The following is an 18,385-nucleotide window of genomic DNA, read 5'->3' as shown; positions in this document are numbered from 1 at the left end:
CCAGCGTAACGGGGCAGCGGGTGATGACAAATGTCACCCGGATCGGACGCGAGATCCATGCCGGGCGCGTGATTTCAGCGACTACCAGGGTGAACGCCGCAAAAGCCACTATTGATGCATGACGAAGGAGATGACGTGATGCTCGAGATCAGCGAGCTGCGCAAGCGTTTCGCGGGCGGCCCGGACGCCCCCGGTGGCAAGGTCGCCCTGGACGGGATCAGCTTCGCCGTACGGCCAGGCGAGATGTACGGGTTCGTCGGCGCGAACGGCGCCGGCAAGACCACGACGATGCGCATCGTCATGGGCGTGCTCCAAGCCGACTCCGGCACGGTGACCTGGCAGGGCAGGCCGCTCGGTTACGACGACCGGCAGCGGTTCGGCTACATGCCGGAGGAGCGCGGGCTCTACCAGAAGATGCGGGCCGGCGAGCAGATCGAGTACTTCGGCCGTCTGCACGGCCTCGACGCGCAGGCCGCGAAGCGGGCCACCGACGACCTGCTGGAGCGGCTGGGGCTGACCGAGCGCAGGAACGACGCCGTACAGGCGCTGTCGCTGGGCAACCAGCAGCGCGTGCAGCTCGCCGTGGCGCTGGTGCACGACCCCGAGGTGCTCGTCCTCGACGAGCCGTTCTCCGGGCTCGACCCGATCGCGGTGGACGCGCTCGCCACGGCGCTGCAGGAGCGCTGCAGGGGCGGCGTGCCGGTCATCTTCTCCAGCCACCAGCTCGAACTGGTCGAGCGCCTGTGCGACTCCGTGGGCATCGTCTCCGCCGGTCGCATGGTCGCCACCGGCACGGTCTCCGACCTGCGGGCCGCCGAGGGCGACACCCTGCGCGTGGTCGTCAGGAACCCGGCCCCCGGCTGGGCGGACGGCCTGCCCGGCGACGTCACCGTGAACGGCGACCGGCACACCTTGCGCACCACCGACGGCGACGACCAGGAGATCCTGCGCCGCGCCGTCAAGGCGGGGCACGTCGAGCACTTCGGGGTCGAGCAGCCGACCCTCACCGAGATCTTCAAGGAGGCCGTGGCGTGAACGGACTGATGCTGGTCGCCCGGCGCGAGATCACCACACAGGTGCGCACCAGGGCATTTGTGATCGGCCTGCTCATCACGGCCGTGCTGGCGGCGGCGGTGTCGTTCGCGCCGAAGCTGCTCGACAGCCCCGACTCCTACACGCTCGGCACCGTCAACTCCCAGCAACTGCCGCTGCAGGCGGCCATGCCGGCCGCGACGTTCGAGTGGCGCTCGTTCCCCGATGAGGCCGCGGCCAAGAAGGCCGTGCTCGACGGCGATGTGAACGCGGTGCTGGTGGACAACGCCAGGGTGCTCACGGACGGGGAGATCGACGAGGAGCTCGGCGTGCTCCTGCAGAGCGTCAACAGGGAGGCCAAGCTCGGCCAGGCCGCCCTGTCCGTGCCGCCGCTGCAGGTGCAGTCCGTGGGCGCGGACACCCGTTACCAGGACGCCCGCACCGGGATCGCCGTGTTCCTCGTTCTCATCCTCTTCTTCCTGCTCATGTCGCAGGTCGTGATGGTCGCCATGGGCGTGGTCGAGGAGAAGGGCAGCCGGATCGTGGAGATCCTGCTCTCCTCGGTGCGGCCCTGGCAACTGCTCGGCGGCAAGATCGTGGGGCTGGGTGTGGTCGGCCTGATCAACCTGGTCACGATCCTGGTGGTGACCCTCATCTCGGCGTCGGTCTCCGGCCTCACCTCCGACTTCCCGCCCGGCGTCCCCGGGCTGGTGGCGGGCGTGCTGGTGTGGTTCGTGCTCGGGTACGCCTTCTTCGCCACGATGTCGGCGGCCTTCGGCTCGCTGGTCTCGCGCCAGGAGGAAGTGAGCACCGTGACGACGCCGCTGACCATGACCATCATGATCACGTACTTCGTGGCCTTCTATGCCACCAACGAGCCCACGGGTACGCTGGCCACCGTCATGTCGTACATCCCCCCGTTCTCCTCAATGATCATGCCGGTGCGGATGGCCGCGACCGAGGTGCCGCTGTGGCAGGTGGGTGCCTCTATGATCGCGATGGTTCTGGCGGTGGCGGGGGTGCTGTCCGTGGGCGCCAAGGTCTACGAGCGGGCCGTGCTGCGGACGGGCGCCCGGCTCAAGCTCGGTGACGTCCTGCGCGCCAAGTAGATGGACGCGATCACCCGGGCGCGCCGCTTCACCTGGAAGATGCTCCTGTCGAACATCGTGATGCTGTGGCTGGTCATTCTCTTCCAGACCGGGGCGGCCATCGAGGTGGGCAGGCTCTACTGGTGGAGCGCCGGGCCCGCGTTGATCGCGGCCGTCCTGTTCACCTGGCTGTTCCCCAAGATGGTCAACGCGGCGCTGGACCGTCGTTACCCCACCAGGATGGTGGTGGTGGCGGCGGTTCTCGCGGTGGTGGGGACCGGCGTGGGCGGGGGCGAGACGATCGGCTACGGCTTCATGCTCATCTGCTGGCTGGCGGTCGCCACGCTGAACATCCCGAGGCGCATGAGCTTCCTGCTGTCGGGCCTGACCTTCGTCGTGGGCGTCGGGTTCGGCGCCCTCTCCGCGGTGATCGGGACGAGCGTCATGGCCGCCGAAATGGGCCTCCAGGCGTCGATGATCTACTACGCGATCATCTACGGGTTCTTCTGCGGGATCATGCCGCCCTCCACCCGGATGTCGGTCTGGATCTGGATGCTGGCCGAGGAGGCCCACGAGGGCCGTGAGGCCCACACCCGGCTGGCGCTGGCCGAGGAGCGGCTGCGGTTCGCCAGGGACCTGCACGACCTCGTGGGGCACCAGCTTTCCGCCATCGCGGTCAAGACCGAGCTGGCCACCCGGCTGTCGGACGTGGACATCGACGCCGCCCAGGCCGAGATGGCCGAGGTGAACAGGCTCACCAGGAAGGCGCTCAAAGAGCTGCGGCAGGCCGTACGCGGTTACCGCGAGCTTGACTTGACCGCTGAGTTGAATAGCGTAAAGGGTGTGCTCGAAGCGGCAGGGGTCCGCTGTGAGGTGGGGATTCCCTACCGCGAGCTGCCGGCCGGGGTGGGGCCGGTGTTCGCCTATGTGGTCCGCGAGGCCGTGACCAACGTGCTCAAGCACAGCACCGCGAGCTTCTGCGAGATCACGATCCGCTTCACCGAGCAGGAGGCGGAGCTGCGGGTGCACAACGACGGCGTGACCCGCCCGCAGGAAGCCGACCTGGGCACCGGCCTGACCGGGATGCGCGAGCGGCTGGCGTCTCTGGGCGGCAGGCTGACGGCCCATCCGACGGCCGGCGGACAGTTCCTGCTGAACGCAGTCGTGTCACTCCCGTTGGGTGGGTAGGGAGAGTACAGGGGGTTCATCCCGGCGGGGCGATGTCTGATGCCGGGAGACGGCCTGATCGAGGAGGTGGCATGCGCGTCCGGGGCAATCCGAGGGCCCAGGTGGTGCGGATCGGTGCGCGGCTCGACGCTGGCACGTCCGCCGGAGTGCGCGAGCGGCTGCACAAGGCGCTCGACTCCGGCGACGGCGACCTGATCCTCGATCTCTCCAAGCTGGAGATGATCGACGCCACCGGACTCGGCGTGCTCGTGGGCTCGCATCGGCGCGCGCTGAGCGTGCAACGCCGCCTCGTTCTTCGGGGGGTGCCACCGCGGATCATGCGGATACTCGCGGTGACCCGGCTGAATCGGGTTCTGCATGTGGAGGTTCCAGCAGCCGCGGTGGCCTGATGTGACATATCGGAGCGGGTGACGATCAGCCGTTACCCGCTCTTTCCTTGTCGACTTAGACAAAATGTAGATTTCGGTTGCACAAAACTCGGTGGTGAATCCTATATCGCGCGGTCAGCCCGGTTCGAGGCTGCGGTTGAAGATGTGCACGGCCACCGCGACGAGTTCGTCGATCTCCGGTTGATCTTCTGAGAGTAGCCATTCGATGAGCAACTCTTGTAACGCCCCAATTACTCCGAGTGCGATCAGCCGCCGATTCAACGGCGCCGGCCGCGGGAAATCGGATGACGCGTCTTCGATGAGCCGGGCGAACGCGTCCACCGCCCGTTGGCGGGAGAGCGTCAGGACATCTCCCGACCTTCGTACCTCGACGTGCATGATGCGGGCCCGCCGCCAGTCCGCCGTGGTGAACTCGATATAGGCGCGAATCCCCGCCCGGATCCTGCCGTCCAGTGTGTTGGGCGCGTCCTGTAGCGCCTTGGACACGGTAGCGAGGCTTTCCTCCACACAGCGCTCGTGTAAGGCCTGGAGGAGCTCCTCGCGGCCGCCGAAACATTCGTAGAAGGCCCGGTTGGAGATCCTCGCCTCCGAGCACAGCCTTTCGATCGTCGTCGCCGTGAAACCCGGCTTCGCGTATAGCGTGTACGCGGCTGTCATCAGCCGCTCGCGTCTGTCCGCCAGCCTTTGCTCAGCCGACATTCCCCGGTAAGACCGGTTCACATTCCACCCGTCCAACATGATCGTGGCCCCCAGAGCACACAATTATGGACGGATGATCGGTTTTGGGAAAGGGCAAGAAGATTATCTTTTACGTCGACCGTGCAAGAACGTGACAAGTCTGATCAGCCGCTCAAGCTCAGCGGGCCCCCTGCCGAACGACGTCAGGTTCATCCCGGGCAGCGCGAACCGCTGCCGCGAGATGGCTTTCGGCCTGGCGAACTCGCGCAGGCCGTCGGCCCCGTGGATGCGCCCGAACCCCGAATCTCCGACGCCGCCGAACGGCAGGGCCGGGACTCCGGCGAAGGAGATGACCGAGTTGATGGCCGTCATCCCGGACCGCATCATGCGCGCCAATTCCGTCGCGCGGCGGGCGTTGCGGCTGAAGATGGTGCCGCCCAGGCCGTACGCCGAGGCGTTGGCGAGCTCCAGCGCCTCCTGGGCGTCGCGGGTGCGGCGGACGGTGATGGTCGGCCCGAACGTCTCCTCGCGCACGGACGGAGAGTCCTCGGGCACGTCTTCGACGATCACCGGATCGACGTAGGGAGCCCGCACCGACCCGGGCCCGCCGGACACCACCTTCCCGGCTTTGGCGGCGTCGTCGATGTGCCGCTTGATGATGTCGACCTGACCCGGCATCGTGATCGGCCCGTAGTCCTCGCCGGCCTTCACCTTCGCCGCCCGGCCGGACAGCTCCCGCATGAAACTTTCATAGACCGCGTCGACCACGTAGACCCGCTCGACGCCCACGCACGTCTGCCCGGCGTTGGACATCGCGCCCCACAGGCAGGCGTCCGCGGCGGCCTCCAGATCGGCGTCGGCGTCCACGATGAACGCGTCCTTGCCGCCGCACTCGGCCACGATCGGCGTGAGGTTCTCGGCGCAGGCCGCCATGACGCGCTTGGCCGTGGCGGTCGAGCCGGTGAAGGCGACCTTCTTGACCCGGGGGTCGGCCGCCAGCGCCGCGCCCGTCTCGCCCAGGCCCGTCACGGTCTGGAACACCGGATGCTCGGGGACCGACTCGGTGAACAGCTCCGCCAGGCGCACCCCGATGCCGGGGGTCAGCTCGCTGGGCTTGAAGACGACCGCGTTGCCGGCCGCGAGCGCGTACGCGAGAGAGCCCATGGGGGTGAAGACCGGGTAGTTCCACGGGCCGATGACGGCGACGACGCCGAGGGGGAGGTATTCCAGGGTGGCGCTCAGGTTGAGACCGATCATCCCGGTCGCGACCCGGCGGCGGCCCAGCACCTTCTGCGCGTTGCGGGCGGCCCAGTCGATGTGGGTGATGGCCAGCACGATCTCCAGCGTGGCGTCGCCGACCGGCTTGCCGGTCTCCTGGTGGACCAGCTCGGCCAGCTCCCTGAGGCGCTGGGTGAGGACCGCCTTGTAGTCGAGCAGGCGCCGCCTTCGCTCGGCGGCGCCGATGCCGGCCCACCAGGCGGCCGCCGCCTCGGCCCGGCCCACCGCCTCGTGCACGGCGTCGGGGGTGTGCTTGAGGTGACTGCCGACGATCTCGCCGGTGGCCGGGTTGAGTGAGTCGAACGTCAGCGTCGTCATAGTGCCACGATAGATCGGTAAGCCATCGCTTACCAGGGTGGCTAGAACAGCGTCGGGTTCTCCGGTTCGATGCCGCGCAGGGAGTCGTAGTCGAGGGTGACGCAGGAGATGCCGCGGTCGGTGGCCAGCACGCGGGCCTGGGGCTTGATCTCCTGGGCCGCGAACACCCCGCGTACGGGCGCCAGCAGCGGATCGCGGTTGAGCAGCTCCAGATAGCGCGTCAACTGCTCGACGCCGTCGATCTCACCCCGGCGCTTGATCTCCACCGCCACGGTCGCGCCCTCGGCGTCTCTGCACAGGATGTCCACCGGGCCGATCGCCGTCATGAACTCCCGGCGGACCAGCGAGTAGCCCTTGCCCAGGGTCGTGATGTGCTCGGCGAGCAACTCCTGCAGGTGCGCCTCGACGCCGTCCTTGATCAGACCGGGATCCACGCCGAGCTCGTAGCTGGAATCATGGATGATCTCCGCCATGGTCAGGACCAGCTTCTCGCCGGTCTTGCCGTGGGTGACCGTCCAGGTCTCGCCGTCTTCCTTGAGCTTGCACGGCGGATTCATCCAGTTGAGCGGCTTGAACGCGCGGTCGTCGGCGTGAATGCTCACGCTGCCGTCCGCCTTGATCAGAACGAGCCTCGGCGCCATCGGCAGGTGTGCCGTGAGCCGTCCTACGTAATCCACGCTGCATCGCGCGATGACCAGCCGCATGACGACCCACCTTAGCGGCTCTGGAAAACTGGACGCATGGTGTTCGAACGGTCTGGAGACAGCGCGGTATGAGCCCCCGACGCGCCCGCCGCAGGGACGCCTCACGCCCTCTCGGCTTCCCGACCGGCACGGACAAGGTGGAGGAGTGGCCGGACGGCGAGTGGAAGGTTCGCGTGCTCACCGGCGCCTCCTCGACGAAGGACTATCGCTGCCCCGGTTGTGACCAGGAGATCCGCAGCGGCCAGCCGCATATCGTGGCCTGGCCCAACTGGACCGGGGGCGACCAGGAGCGCCGCCACTGGCACCAGACCTGCTGGCGTAAGAGACTCGACCGCGGCCCCGGCCGCAGCCGTTACTGAAAGGACTTCAGGTGGAGATTCGCGCGGCGACCGTGCTCCCCGCCCGGCGCGAGCCGATCGAACTGCACACGGGCGACGGCCTGACCCTCGTCGGCGAGCTGGCCCTGCCGCTCGACCGGCCCCCCGTGGCGACGCTGGTGACCCTGCACCCGCTGCCCACCCACGGCGGCTTCATGGACAGCCACGTCTACAAGAAGGCCGCCAACCGGCTGCCCGCGCTGGCCGACCTGGCCGTGCTGCGCTTCAACACCCGCGGCACCTCCTCCGAGCGGGGCACCTCACAGGGGGCGTTCGACGGGGGTGAGGGCGAGCGGTTCGACGTGGCCGCGGCGCTCGAATACGCCGAATTCCACGACCTGCCCCATGTGTGGGTGGTCGGCTGGTCGTTCGGCACCGAGCTGACGCTGAAGTGGGCGCACGATCCGCTGGTGGAGGGGGCGATCCTGCTCTCGCCGCCGCTGCACAGGGCCACCGACGAGGATCTGGACGCCTGGGCCCGGTTCGGGCGGCCGCTGGTGGCGCTGGTGCCGGAGTTCGACGACTACCTGCGGCCCGACGAGGCGCGTACCAGATTCGCCAGGGTGCCTCAGGCGGAGGTCATCGGAGTCGAGGGGGCCAAGCACCTTTGGGTGGGGGAGCCGTACGTCCGAATCGCCCTCAACGAGATCGTCAAGCGGGTCAATCCCGCAGCTCAGCCGCTGCCCACGGAGGTCTGACGGATATTTCCGGCCGGATTGCGGTCATGAAGAAATTTTTGAGCAAAACGAACAAAACTCTAGACCTGCGGATTGACGAGGGTGAGAATCCGATCGTCAACCGAAGATCGCGGAGACGCCGGGCGCTTGTAGTCCGAGCGTGACGTTCTGCTCGGCATGGGCGAGGCACGTATGCGGGTTGTGCATGGACTGGTCGCGGCCGCTTTAACGATCACCACTTTGGCGGTGCCCCATCCGGTGGCCGCCGATCAGGAACGACAACGCGTCCCCACCGTCGAGCCGCCGCCCTCGCAGGCGGAGACCGAGCGGGGCGCGCTCACGCTCGCCCGCAGCGCCGGCAAGCCCATCGAGGTCGAGTCGATGCGCAGCGAGACCCGTCAGGTCTTCGCGCAGCCCGACGGCAGACTCACCATGGAGATGAACGTTCGCCCCGTACGCGTGCGCAAGGGCGACGGCTGGGTCCCCGTGGACACCACGCTCCGCCTGCGCCCGGATGGCGCGGTCGAGCCCGTGGCCACCGCGGTCGGCCTGACGTTCTCCGGCGGCGGCAGCGCCCCGCTGGCCAGCCTGTCGCGCGGCGCCAAGTCGATGGAGCTCGGCTGGTCGGGCACGCTGCCCAAGCCGACGCTCAACGGCGACACCGCCACCTACGCCGAGGTCATGCCCGGCGTGGACCTCCAGGTCACCGCCGACGTGGATGGCTTCTCCCACGTCCTGGTCGTCAAGTCGCGCGAGGCCGCGGCGCGGATGACCGAGCTGAACTTCCCGCTGACCGCCAAGGGGCTGACGCTGAAGGCGGACCAGGCGGGCAACCTGGAGGCCGTCGACCGCAACGAGGGCACGCTGTTCATCGCGCCCACCCCGAAGATGTGGGACTCCGAGGGGATCACGAGCCCGCAGGCGCTCAAGGAGGGCCGCTCGCCTGAGGCCAACGAGGCCACGATGGGCGTCGAGCTGACGGGCCGGCAACTGCGGCTGCGGCCGGACCGGAAGATGATGACGGACGCGCGGACCAAGTTCCCCGTGTACCTGGACCCGTTCTTCTCGGCCGCCCGTAACGCCTGGACCGCCGTCTGGAGCAACTGGCCCAACTCCAACTACCTCAACTCCAGCGACGTCGCGCGGGTGGGGCACGTGGAGTCGCAGAAGAACCGCACGTTCTACCAGATGAACACCGGTACGACGATCCACGGCAAGCACATCATCAAGGCCACGCTGCGGACGTACGAGACGTGGTCGTATTCATGCTCCGCCCGCAAGGTCGAGGCGTGGGCCACCAACACCATCAGCAAGACCACCACCTGGGCCAAGCAGCCGTCGTGGGTCACCCTGCTGGACACCGTGAACGTCGCCAAGGGCTGGGGGGCGAGCTGCCTGCCCGGCGGGGTCGAGTTCAACGTGACGCCGCAGGTCGTCAACGCCGCCGCCAAGAAGTGGGCCAACGTCACCATCGGCCTGCGGGCGACCAGCGAGACCGACGTGTACGCCTGGAAGAAGTTCAAGAACAACCCGAGCCTGGTCATCGAGTACAACTCGATCCCCAGCGTGCCCGTGGCCGCCGACATGTGGTCGGACCCGGGCGGCCCCTGCGTCTCGGGTGACGGCCGGCCGATCATCAGCACCGCCTCGCCGAAGCTGTGGGCGAAGCTGAAGGACGCCGACAACTCGGTCCAGGGCCGCTTCGAGTGGTACAACGCGGCCGGCCTGAAGACGGGCGAGCACCTCACCCCGATGGGCTCGTCGAACAACGCCTTCCACGCGGCCATCCCGATCAGCCTGTACGCCGACGGCGCGCTGATCCGCTGGCGGGCCCGCGCCGAGGACGGCAAGATCAGCAGCGCGTGGGGCCCCTGGTGCGAGGCCACCGTGGACGCCACGGCCCCTGGGCGGGAACCGGAGATCTCCTCGCCCGAGTACACCGAGAACGGCTGGAGCGACGGCGTCGGCCTGCCCGGCACGTTCCGTTTCGGCGCGAACGGTGTCTCCGACGTCTCCTCCTACCTCTGGGGCCTGGACACCACGCCCACGGCGGAGGTCGCGGCCGGCCAGGACGGCTCCGCCTCCATCGCGGTGACGCCGCGCCACGACGGCCCCAACGTGCTCTCGGTACGCAGCAAAGACCGCGCGGGCCAGACCGGCCCCATCCGCACCTACGTCTTCAACGTCAACCCGGGCAAGGCCGCCAGCGGCCACTGGACGCTGGACGAGGGCCAGGGCAGCACGGCCGCCGACGCCACGGGCGCCCACCCGGCGACGCTGCGCGGCGCCACCTGGACCTCCGGCAAGACCGGCACGGCGCTGAAGCTGGCCAACTCCTACGCCCAGACCACCGGCCCCGTCATCGACACCAGCCGCAACTACACCGTCACCGCCTGGGCCCGCCTGACCGGCACGACGACCTCCGCCACCGCCGTCACCCAGGAGGGCGGCAGGACGGGCGCGTTCTCGCTGCAGTACTCGAAGACCGACGGCCGCTGGGCGCTGGCCGTGGCCGGCTCCGACGCGGACGCCGCGCCGGTGGTGCGGGCCCTGTCCGCCGCCGCCCCGAGGCTGAACGAGTGGACCCATCTGACCGGCGTCTACGACTCGGCGGCGAAGCGGATCTCGCTCTACGTGAACGGCAAGCTGGAGGGCACCGCCACCGTCACGCAACCCTGGAACGCCACCGGCCCCCTGACCATCGGACGAGGCAAGGTCAACGGGGTGGCCGCGGACCACTGGGCTGGAGACATCGACGAGGTGCGGGCCTACGGCCGCGCCATGTTCGCCGACGAGATCGCCGATCTGGTCAACAGCGCCGCCACGCTGGTCGGCCACTGGACGCTGGACGAGGAGACCGGCACCACGGCGGCCGACTCCTCGGGCCGGGGGACCGCCGCGACGCTGTCCGGAGCCGCCACGTGGACGGCGGGCTGGCTGGACGGCGCCCTCGCCCTCGACGGTGTCAACGGCTACGCCCAGACGACCGCGCCCGCGGTCAACACCGGGACCGGATTCACGGTGGCCGCCTGGACCCAGCTCGACTACCTGCCCACCCGCGACACCGCGGCCGTGGCCCAGCCGGGCTCCAGGGCCGCCGGGTTCCAGCTCGGCTTCGACAAGGAGCAGGAGCGCTGGACCCTCGGCATGGCCGCGGCCGACACCGACACCGCGGCGCTCGTCCGTACCCGGTCCGACGCCATCCCGTTCGCGATGGAGTGGACCCACATCGCCGGCGTCTACGACCCGCTGGCCGGTCAGCTCCGCATCTACGTCAACGGCCGCCTGTCCACCACCACCGTCACCGACCACCTGAGCGCGTGGAACGCCACCGGCCTGCTGCAACTGGGCCGCACCAAGACCGCGGGCGCCTTCACCGGCTACTGGCCGGGGACGGTGGACGACGTCCGCACCTATGACGGTGTTCTGAACGCCGAGCAAATCGCCCAGCTAGCCGCCCAGTAACTCCCGTACCGCACCCCCGACTGGGAGAGGTTCATGGATCTGCCGGATGAGTTAGAGCTGCCCGAATCCCGCTGGAACCGTTTTCAACCACCCGACGAACCTGACCTCCCCGACCCCTCCTGGAACCGTTTCGAAGAGGGACCCAAGCGCGAGTCCGCCTGGCCACGACGGCTCGCGACCATGCTCTCCGTCATGCTGGTCGTGCCGCTCGTGCAGACCATGCCGGCCCAGGCCGCCTCGCGGCCGACACCGGCGACGCAGCAGGAGAGCCCGGTCAGCGGCAAGGCGGTCCCGGTCGAGCCGCCGCTGGCCGATCCCGTACAGAAACAGGCCTGGAAGGCGCCACCCGGCGTCAGCTGGCCACGAGCGCAGAAGGCGGAGCTGGGCGGCTCCGCCTCGACCCTGGCCGCCGGCTTCCCCGTGAAGCTGGCGCCAGGGACGGCCAAGACGGCACAGGCGACAGACCCCGTCAGTGTCGAGTTGCTCGACACCGATCGGCTCGGCCTGGCGATGCGCGTTTCCCCTGGTCAGGGCACCACGGCCAGGACGGCGAAGAAGACCCGCCTGGAGATCGACTACTCCGGCTTCCGTTACGCCTACGGCGGCGACTACGGCTCCCGGCTCCGGATGGTCAAGCTGGACGAGTGCGCGCTGGACGCCCGCGCGGCGAACTGCGCGGCCCCCGAGCCGGTGAAGAGCGACAACAACGCCAAGAACGGTACGATCACCGCCGAGGTCGAGAGCGGCGCCGTCTACGCGCTCACCGCGGCCGCCTCCGGCCCGTCGGGCGACCACTCGGCCACCTCGCTGGCCCCCTCGGCGGAATGGAGCGTCGGCACCCAGACCGGCGACTTCTCCTGGTCCTACGACATGCGCATGCCGCCCGCGCTGGGCGGCGACGAGCCGGAGATCGGCCTCGGCTACTCCTCGCAGAGCGTGGACGGCCGCACCGCCTCCACCAACAACCAGACCTCCTGGGTCGGTGAGGGCTTCGAGCTCAACCCCGGCGGCTTCATCGAGCGCCGCTACAAGTCCTGCACCCTCGACGGCAAGAAGACCGGCGACCTGTGCTGGGACCAGGACAACGCGACCCTGTCGCTCGGCAGCACCTCCGTCGAGCTCGTCAAGGACACCACCTCGAAGCAGTGGCGGCCCAAGCGCGACGACGGCACCCGCATCGAATATCTCACCGGCGCCACGAACGGCGACAACAACGGTGAGTACTGGCGGGTCACCACGGCCAACGGCGCCCAGTACACCTTCGGCCTGAACCGCCTGCCCGGCTGGGCGACCGGCAAGGCCGAGACCAAGTCGGTCCAGACGGTGCCGGTGTTCGGCAACAACAGTGGTGAGCCCTGCTACAACAGCACCCCGGCCAACGCCTGGTGCCAGCAGGCGTACCGGTGGAACCTCGACTACGAGGTGGACACGCACGGCAACGCCACCACGTACTGGTACACGCAGGAGGGCAACCACTACGGCCGCAACTCCAAGCCGGAGCTCGGCACCCCGTACGTGCGCAACGCCTACCTGGCCCGCATCGACTACGGCTACCTGCAGAACGAGCTGTTCACCAAGGCCCCGGCGGCCCGCGTGCTGTTCGAGGTGGCCGAGCGCTGCCTGCCCAGCGGCACGATCACCTGCGCCGCCGACCAGCTCAAGAAGGAGACCGCCAGCCACTGGCCGGACGTCCCCTTCGACCAGATCTGCGACTCCGGCGTGAAGTGCACCGACCGCACGACCCCGACGTTCTTCACCCGCAAGCGGCTGACCAAGGTCACCACCCAGATCGTCAACGCCGCCGGCCAGTACGCGGCGGTGGACTCCTGGGCGCTGGCACACCAGTTCCCGGCCTCGGGTGACGGCATGAGCCCGGCGCTCTGGCTGGCGTCGGTGCAGCAGACCGGCCACGTGGGCGGCACCATCACGCTGCCCAAGACCACCTTCATGGGCATCCAGCTCGCCAACCGGGTCGACGGCCAGGAAGGCCGCGCCCCGCTGGTCAAGTGGCGCGTCCAGGCGGTCGACAACGGGACCGGCGGCGAGCTGCGGGTCAACTACTCGGCCACCGAGTGCAAGCCCGGTGAGCTGCCGGCGGCCGACAAGAACACCAAGCGGTGCTTCCCGCAGCGCTGGGCGCCGCCGAACGAGACCGAGGTCAACGACTGGTTCCACAAGTACGTGGTGTCGCAGACGGTCGAGGTCGACCGCGTCGCCGGCTCGCCGAGCGTGGTCACCAGCTACGAGTATCTCGACGGCGCCGCCTGGCACTACGCCGACAACATCCTGGTCAAGCCCGAGCACCGCACCTGGGCCGACTTCCGGGGCTTCGGCCGGGTCCGCGTCCGTGAGGGCGACGGCCAGGACACCAAGCGCACGCTCACGGAGTTCCGCTACTTCCGTGGCATGCACGGCGACAAGCAGGCCGACGGCTCGAAGCGGGTCGCCCAGGTGGAGGACACCGAGGGCGTCAAGGTCGACGACCTCGACCAGTACTCCGGCTTCGAGCGCGAGGAGATCCTGTACGACGGCGACGGCGGCGCCCTCCAGAAGGCGGCCGTCGAGACCCCGTGGTCGCTGAAGACCGCCGAGTCCACGCAGGGCGGCGTCACCAAGACCGCCTACCTGGTCGAGGCGAAGTCGATGGTCACCCGCACCGCCGTGGCGGGCGGCAAGTGGCGGCGTACCGGGGAGGAGCGCTCGTACGACGACAAGGGCCTGCTCCTCCAGGTCGAGGAGAAGGGCGACCTGGCCACCGCGGACGACGACCAGTGCACCCGCTACACCTACGCCCGCAACGACACCTCGTGGATGCTCGACTACCCCAGCCGGATCCAGAAGGTGGCCGCGACCTGCGGCACCTCGGTCTCCACGCTGGCCGCCGAGGAGGTCATCTCCGACGAGAAGATGCAGTACGACGGCAAGGCGCACGGTCAGGCCCCGACCAAGGGCGACGTGACCGCGGTGCTGGAGGTCGTCTCCGGCGACGGCACGACGATCACCGACAGCACCCGCACGTACGACGCCTACGGCCGCGAGACGAGCGAGACCGACCCCGTCGGCACCAAGTCCGTGACCGCCTACAGCCCGGCGGCGGGCGCCCTGCCGACCGAGATCGTCGAGACCAACCAGCTCGGCCACGTGGACCGCACGCTGGTCCAGCCGGCCTGGGGCTCGCCGGTCACCGAGATCGACGCGAACAACCGGCGCACCGACCTGGAGTACGACGCGCTCGGCCGCCTGACCAAGGTCTGGCAGCCCGACCGCAGCAAGGCGGCGAACCAGTCGCCCAGCACCGAGTACACCTACACCATGCGGGCCGACGGCCCCAGCATCGTCACCACGAAGACGCTGGGCGCCGACGGCAACTACACCGCCAGCCACGAGCTGTTCGACGGCCTGTCCCGCGAGCGCCAGACCCAGGAGCCCGCACCCAAGGACGAGCAGACGCAGGACCCCGCGCTGCGTGACGGCCGCACGATCACCGACACCTTCTACAACTCCCTGGGCGAGCAGTCCAAGGCCAACACCGGCTACTTCGCCACCGGGACGCCGGGCACCGACCTGCTGGCGGTGGCCGACGCCGACGTGCCCACGCAGGTCGTGTCGGTCTTCGACGGCGTCGGCGACGTGATCTCCCAGGTCCTGAAGGCGAAGGGCCAGGAGAAGTACCGGGTCACCTCCAAGCAGGAGGGCGACAGGATCCACGTGACGCCGCCGGCGGGCGGCACCGCGGTCACCCGCATCGGTGACGCCGAGGACCGCCTGATCGAGCTGCGCCAGTACAAGGGCGCGACCCCGACCGGCGACTACGAGGCCACCAAGTACACCTACGACCACGCGGGACGCCTGTCCACCGTGACCGACTCGGCGGGCAACGTGTGGCGCCACCACTACGACCTGCGCGGCCGGGAGATCAAGAGCGAGGACCCCGACAAGGGCGTCACGACGATGACGTACAACGACGCCGACGAGCTCGTCACCACCACTGACGCGCGCGGCAAGACGCTCTGGTACGGCTACGACGCCATCGGCCGCAAGAAGGAGCTGCGCGACGGCTCCGCCAGCGGCCCGCTGCTCGCCGAGTGGAAGTACGACGCGCTGGCCAAGGGCCACATGAACGCCAGCATCCGGTACGCGGGCGGCCAGGAGTACAAGGCCGAGATCAACGCGATCGACTCCGACTACCGCGCGCTGCGCGAGACCGTCACCATCCCCGAGCGGGAGGGCAAGCTGGCGGGCTCGTACGTCCTCAACACCCGCTACACGCTCGACAACCAGGTCCAGTCGGTCAGCTTCCCGGCCGCCGGCGGGCTGGCGGAGGAGTCGGTCGTCTACACCTACGACGGGCTGGGCCAGCCCACCAAGGTCTCCGGCCTGTCGTCGTACGTGACCGCGGCCCGCTACTCCAAGTTCGGTGAGACCCTGCAGTACGAGCTGAGCACGGGAGGCAAGAAGTCCTGGCTCACCTACACCCACGACGAGGCCACCCGCAGAATGACCGGCATGCGGCTGGACAGGGAGGGCGCCACCGCGACCGACCTGGACCTCGGCTACACCTACGACGCGGTCGGCAACATCACCAAGATCGCTGACAAGGGCGCGGCCGGCCAGGACACGCAGTGCTTCACCTACGACCACCTGCGGCGCCTGACCTCGGCCTGGACGGGCACCGACGAGTGCGCCTCCGGCAGCCCCACCTCGGGCAAGATCGGCGGCGTGGCCCCGTACGCGGTCAGCTACGCCTATGACAGCACCGGAAACCGGACCAAGGAGACCAAGCACGCCTGGGGCGGCGCGGCCGAGACGGTCCGCGACTACACCTACCCGGCGGCCGGCGGCAAGCAGCCGCACGCGCTGAAGAGCGTCGGCGCCGACCTCTTCGAGTACGACGCCGCCGGCAACACCACCCGGCGCAAGGTCGGCACCTCCGACCAGGCGCTGGTCTGGGACGCCGAGGGCAACCTGGAGTCGGTGACGGAGGCGGGCAAGACTACCTCGTTCGTCTACGACGCCGAGGGCGACCGGCTGATCCGCAAGACGGCGACGGACTCCACGCTCTACATCGACGACATGGAGCTGCGCTTCGACTTCGCCAAGGACGCCGTCGAGCAGACCCGTTACTACACGATCAACGACCAGGCGGTCGCCGTACGGACGAACGACAACCAGGTCTTCTTCCTGGCCGCCGACCACCAGGGCACCTCGCAGGCCGCGGTGAACGCCACCAACGGCGACCTGGCCGTACGGAGGTCGACGCCGTTCGGTGAGGACCGAGGCACGGCACCACCGTGGTGGCCTGGCCAGCGCGGATTCGTCGGCGGCACCAAGGACGCCACGACCGGGCTCGTCCACCTGGGCGCCCGCGAGTACGACCCCAAGTTCGGCCGCTTCCTGTCGGTGGACCCGATCATCGACGATGTGGATCCGCAGCAGCTCAACGGCTACTCCTACGCCAGCAACAGCCCCGTCTCCATGAGCGACCCCGACGGGCAGTGGGTGTGGATCGTGGTCGGCATCGGCGTGCGGGTCGGTGCCCGCTACCTCGCCAAGAGGGCGGCCCAGCAGGCCGCCAGGCGCCTGGCCCTCAAGCGCGCCAGAGAGGAGGCCAGGAAGAGGGCGCTGGAGGCGGCCAGGAAGAGAGCGCTGGAGGAGGCCAAGAAGCGGGCCCGGGAAGAGGCCAAGAAGCGGGCCCTGGCCGCGGCGAAGAAGCGGGCCCTGGCGGCGGCGCGGAAGAAGGCTCGCGAGCAGGCCAGAAAGGCTCGTGAGGCGGCGGCCAGACGGCGGGCCGCGGCGCGGGCCCGCAGGGAGGCGCGCAAGGAGGCTCGCGAGGCGGCCGCCAAGAGGCGCGCCACGCAGCGGGCGCGGGAGCGCAACCGGCAGGCCGGTCGCCTTCCGCAGGGCATCCAGCACGCTCGCTCACGTCCGGTACGGCGTCCGACCAGCCACAGGTCGACGCAGCGGCAGTCACCGCCGAAGGTGAGCAGGAAGCCGGCACAGCCGAGACCGAGCCAGGTCTACCGGAACGACGGCAGCACGCAGCCGACGCAGTCCTACACCGTCTACGGCAACGGCCGGATGTACCCGCAGGGCAGGCCGCCGTCGAACCTCCCGAACGGCAACGGCTCCGGCCAGGGACAGAAGCAGATCTTCCGGCCGGAGAAGCTGGAAATAGAGGTCAACACCAGGAAGGGAGCGGTCGCGAACCTGGGCATGCGCGGCGGGAAGCTCGGTGACGACATCGCCGACTTCTTCGACGCCCTGCTCGGCGGGCTGGGCTGATCTTCTGAGAGGCCGACCGGCGCGGGACCTTCCTGGTCCCGCGCCGGTTCCTTCTTATAGAATCTTGTTCGGTTCCGAGGCGAGGAGGCGGCGTGGACGCGTTCGATCTCAGTGGGAAGCAGGCTCTGGTCACCGGGGCGTCGAAGGGGATCGGGCGGGCCATCGCGCTCGCGTACGCGACGGCGGGGGCCGACGTGGCGCTCGTGTCCCGATCGGCCGAGACGCTCGCCGAGGTGGCCAAGGAGGTCGAGGCCCTGGGCCGGCGCGCCGTCGTCATCCCGGCCGACCTCACCGACCGCGACGCCGCCGCGGGCGCCGTCGCGGCGGCGATCGACGGGCTCGGGCACCTCGACATCGTGGTCAACAACGCCGGCGGGTCCAACTTCCTGGTCGAGTTCAAGGACCTGCGGCTGAGCGGCTGGGACAAGCTGATGCGGCTCAACCTCGACTCCGCCATGGCCGTCTGCCACACGGTCGCGCCGCACCTGCTCGGCCGGGGCGAGGGCGTGGTCATCAACGTGGCCTCGGTGGCGGCGCTCGGCGCGCCCCTGCTCGCGCCCTATGCCGCCGCGAAGGCCGGGCTCGTGGCGCTGACCAAGACGCTGGCCGTGGAGTGGGCCGGTTCCGGGGTCCGGGTCAACGCCCTGTGCCCTGGGTGGACGGCCACCGAGCTCAACCGCAACCTCTGGGAGGACCCGGCGACCGGGGCGGCGACGGTCGCCACCGTGCCGATGCGGCGGTGGGGGACGGCCGAGGAGATGGCTCAGCCGGCGGTGTTCCTGGCGTCTCGGGCGTCGGCGTACATGACGGGGCAGGTGCTGTTCGTCGACGGCGGCGCCACGGCCACCGCCTCAGGCGCGTAGGCAGGCGCGGTTCGCCGGCACCACCGCCTCAGGCGCTGTTCTCCCG

12 protein-coding genes are annotated in these 18,385 nt (G+C 69.4%); 9 read left to right on the top strand and 3 right to left on the bottom strand.

Annotation, left to right across the window (positions count from 1 at the left end):
- Positions 1-138 precede the first annotated feature (138 nt).
- The 4 genes from C4V41_RS12435 to C4V41_RS12420 all read left to right on the top strand — a co-directional run bounded on the left by C4V41_RS12435 (position 139) and on the right by C4V41_RS12420 (position 3,697).
- Entirely contained in the window at positions 139-1,035 is an 897-nt protein-coding gene (locus tag C4V41_RS12435) for an ABC transporter ATP-binding protein (RefSeq protein ID WP_103955984.1), read from the top strand.
- Entirely contained in the window at positions 1,032-2,141 is a 1,110-nt protein-coding gene (locus tag C4V41_RS12430) for an ABC transporter permease (RefSeq protein WP_103955983.1), read from the top strand. Before C4V41_RS12435 ends, C4V41_RS12430 begins: the two co-directional genes overlap by 4 nt.
- Complete coding sequence (locus C4V41_RS12425) at positions 2,142-3,308, top strand: sensor histidine kinase (RefSeq protein WP_103955982.1); 1,167 nt, start codon at positions 2,142-2,144, stop codon at positions 3,306-3,308.
- Between the two features lie 71 nt (positions 3,309-3,379).
- Positions 3,380-3,697 carry an STAS domain-containing protein gene (locus tag C4V41_RS12420; protein WP_103955981.1) on the top strand — a complete coding sequence of 106 codons (318 nt, stop codon included), beginning with the start codon at positions 3,380-3,382 and terminating at the stop codon, positions 3,695-3,697.
- Positions 3,698-3,811: 114 nt separating this feature from the next.
- Here C4V41_RS12420 and C4V41_RS12415 read toward each other — a convergent pair whose 3' ends face one another.
- The 3 genes from C4V41_RS12415 to nucS form a co-directional block, all read right to left on the bottom strand.
- On the bottom strand, positions 3,812-4,354 hold the full coding sequence (locus tag C4V41_RS12415; protein WP_235030080.1) for a TetR/AcrR family transcriptional regulator: 543 nt from the start codon (positions 4,352-4,354) through the stop codon (positions 3,812-3,814).
- Between the two features lie 144 nt (positions 4,355-4,498).
- Positions 4,499-5,971: an aldehyde dehydrogenase family protein gene (locus C4V41_RS12410; RefSeq protein WP_103955979.1), complete on the bottom strand. Its 1,473-nt coding sequence runs from the start codon at positions 5,969-5,971 to the stop codon at positions 4,499-4,501.
- A 41-nt stretch (positions 5,972-6,012) separates the two neighbouring features.
- Positions 6,013-6,675 (bottom strand): endonuclease NucS, encoded by a 663-nt coding sequence (gene nucS, locus C4V41_RS12405; protein ID WP_103955978.1) that lies wholly within the window; start codon positions 6,673-6,675, stop codon positions 6,013-6,015.
- 68 nt (positions 6,676-6,743) lie between these two features.
- Here nucS and C4V41_RS12400 point away from each other — a divergent pair, with 68 nt between their 5' ends.
- The 5 genes from C4V41_RS12400 to C4V41_RS12380 all read left to right on the top strand — a co-directional run bounded on the left by C4V41_RS12400 (position 6,744) and on the right by C4V41_RS12380 (position 18,339).
- Positions 6,744-7,034: an ATP/GTP-binding protein gene (locus C4V41_RS12400; RefSeq protein WP_103955977.1), complete on the top strand. Its 291-nt coding sequence runs from the start codon at positions 6,744-6,746 to the stop codon at positions 7,032-7,034.
- 11 nt (positions 7,035-7,045) lie between these two features.
- Positions 7,046-7,750 carry an alpha/beta hydrolase gene (locus C4V41_RS12395; RefSeq protein WP_103955976.1) on the top strand — a complete coding sequence of 235 codons (705 nt, stop codon included), beginning with the start codon at positions 7,046-7,048 and terminating at the stop codon, positions 7,748-7,750.
- Positions 7,751-7,921: 171 nt separating this feature from the next.
- Positions 7,922-11,194: a LamG-like jellyroll fold domain-containing protein gene (locus C4V41_RS12390; RefSeq protein ID WP_103955975.1), complete on the top strand. Its 3,273-nt coding sequence runs from the start codon at positions 7,922-7,924 to the stop codon at positions 11,192-11,194.
- 33 nt (positions 11,195-11,227) lie between these two features.
- Entirely contained in the window at positions 11,228-17,476 is a 6,249-nt protein-coding gene (locus C4V41_RS12385) for an RHS repeat-associated core domain-containing protein (protein ID WP_146103634.1), read from the top strand.
- Positions 17,477-17,568: 92 nt separating this feature from the next.
- On the top strand, positions 17,569-18,339 hold the full coding sequence (locus C4V41_RS12380) for an SDR family NAD(P)-dependent oxidoreductase (RefSeq protein ID WP_103955973.1): 771 nt from the start codon (positions 17,569-17,571) through the stop codon (positions 18,337-18,339).
- Positions 18,340-18,385: the final 46 nt, after the last annotated feature.

Origin of the sequence: Nonomuraea solani (assembly GCF_900108335.1) — a bacterium.
Lineage (GTDB): Bacteria > Actinomycetota > Actinomycetes > Streptosporangiales > Streptosporangiaceae > Nonomuraea > Nonomuraea solani.
This window is presented reverse-complemented; position numbering and strand designations above follow the sequence as displayed.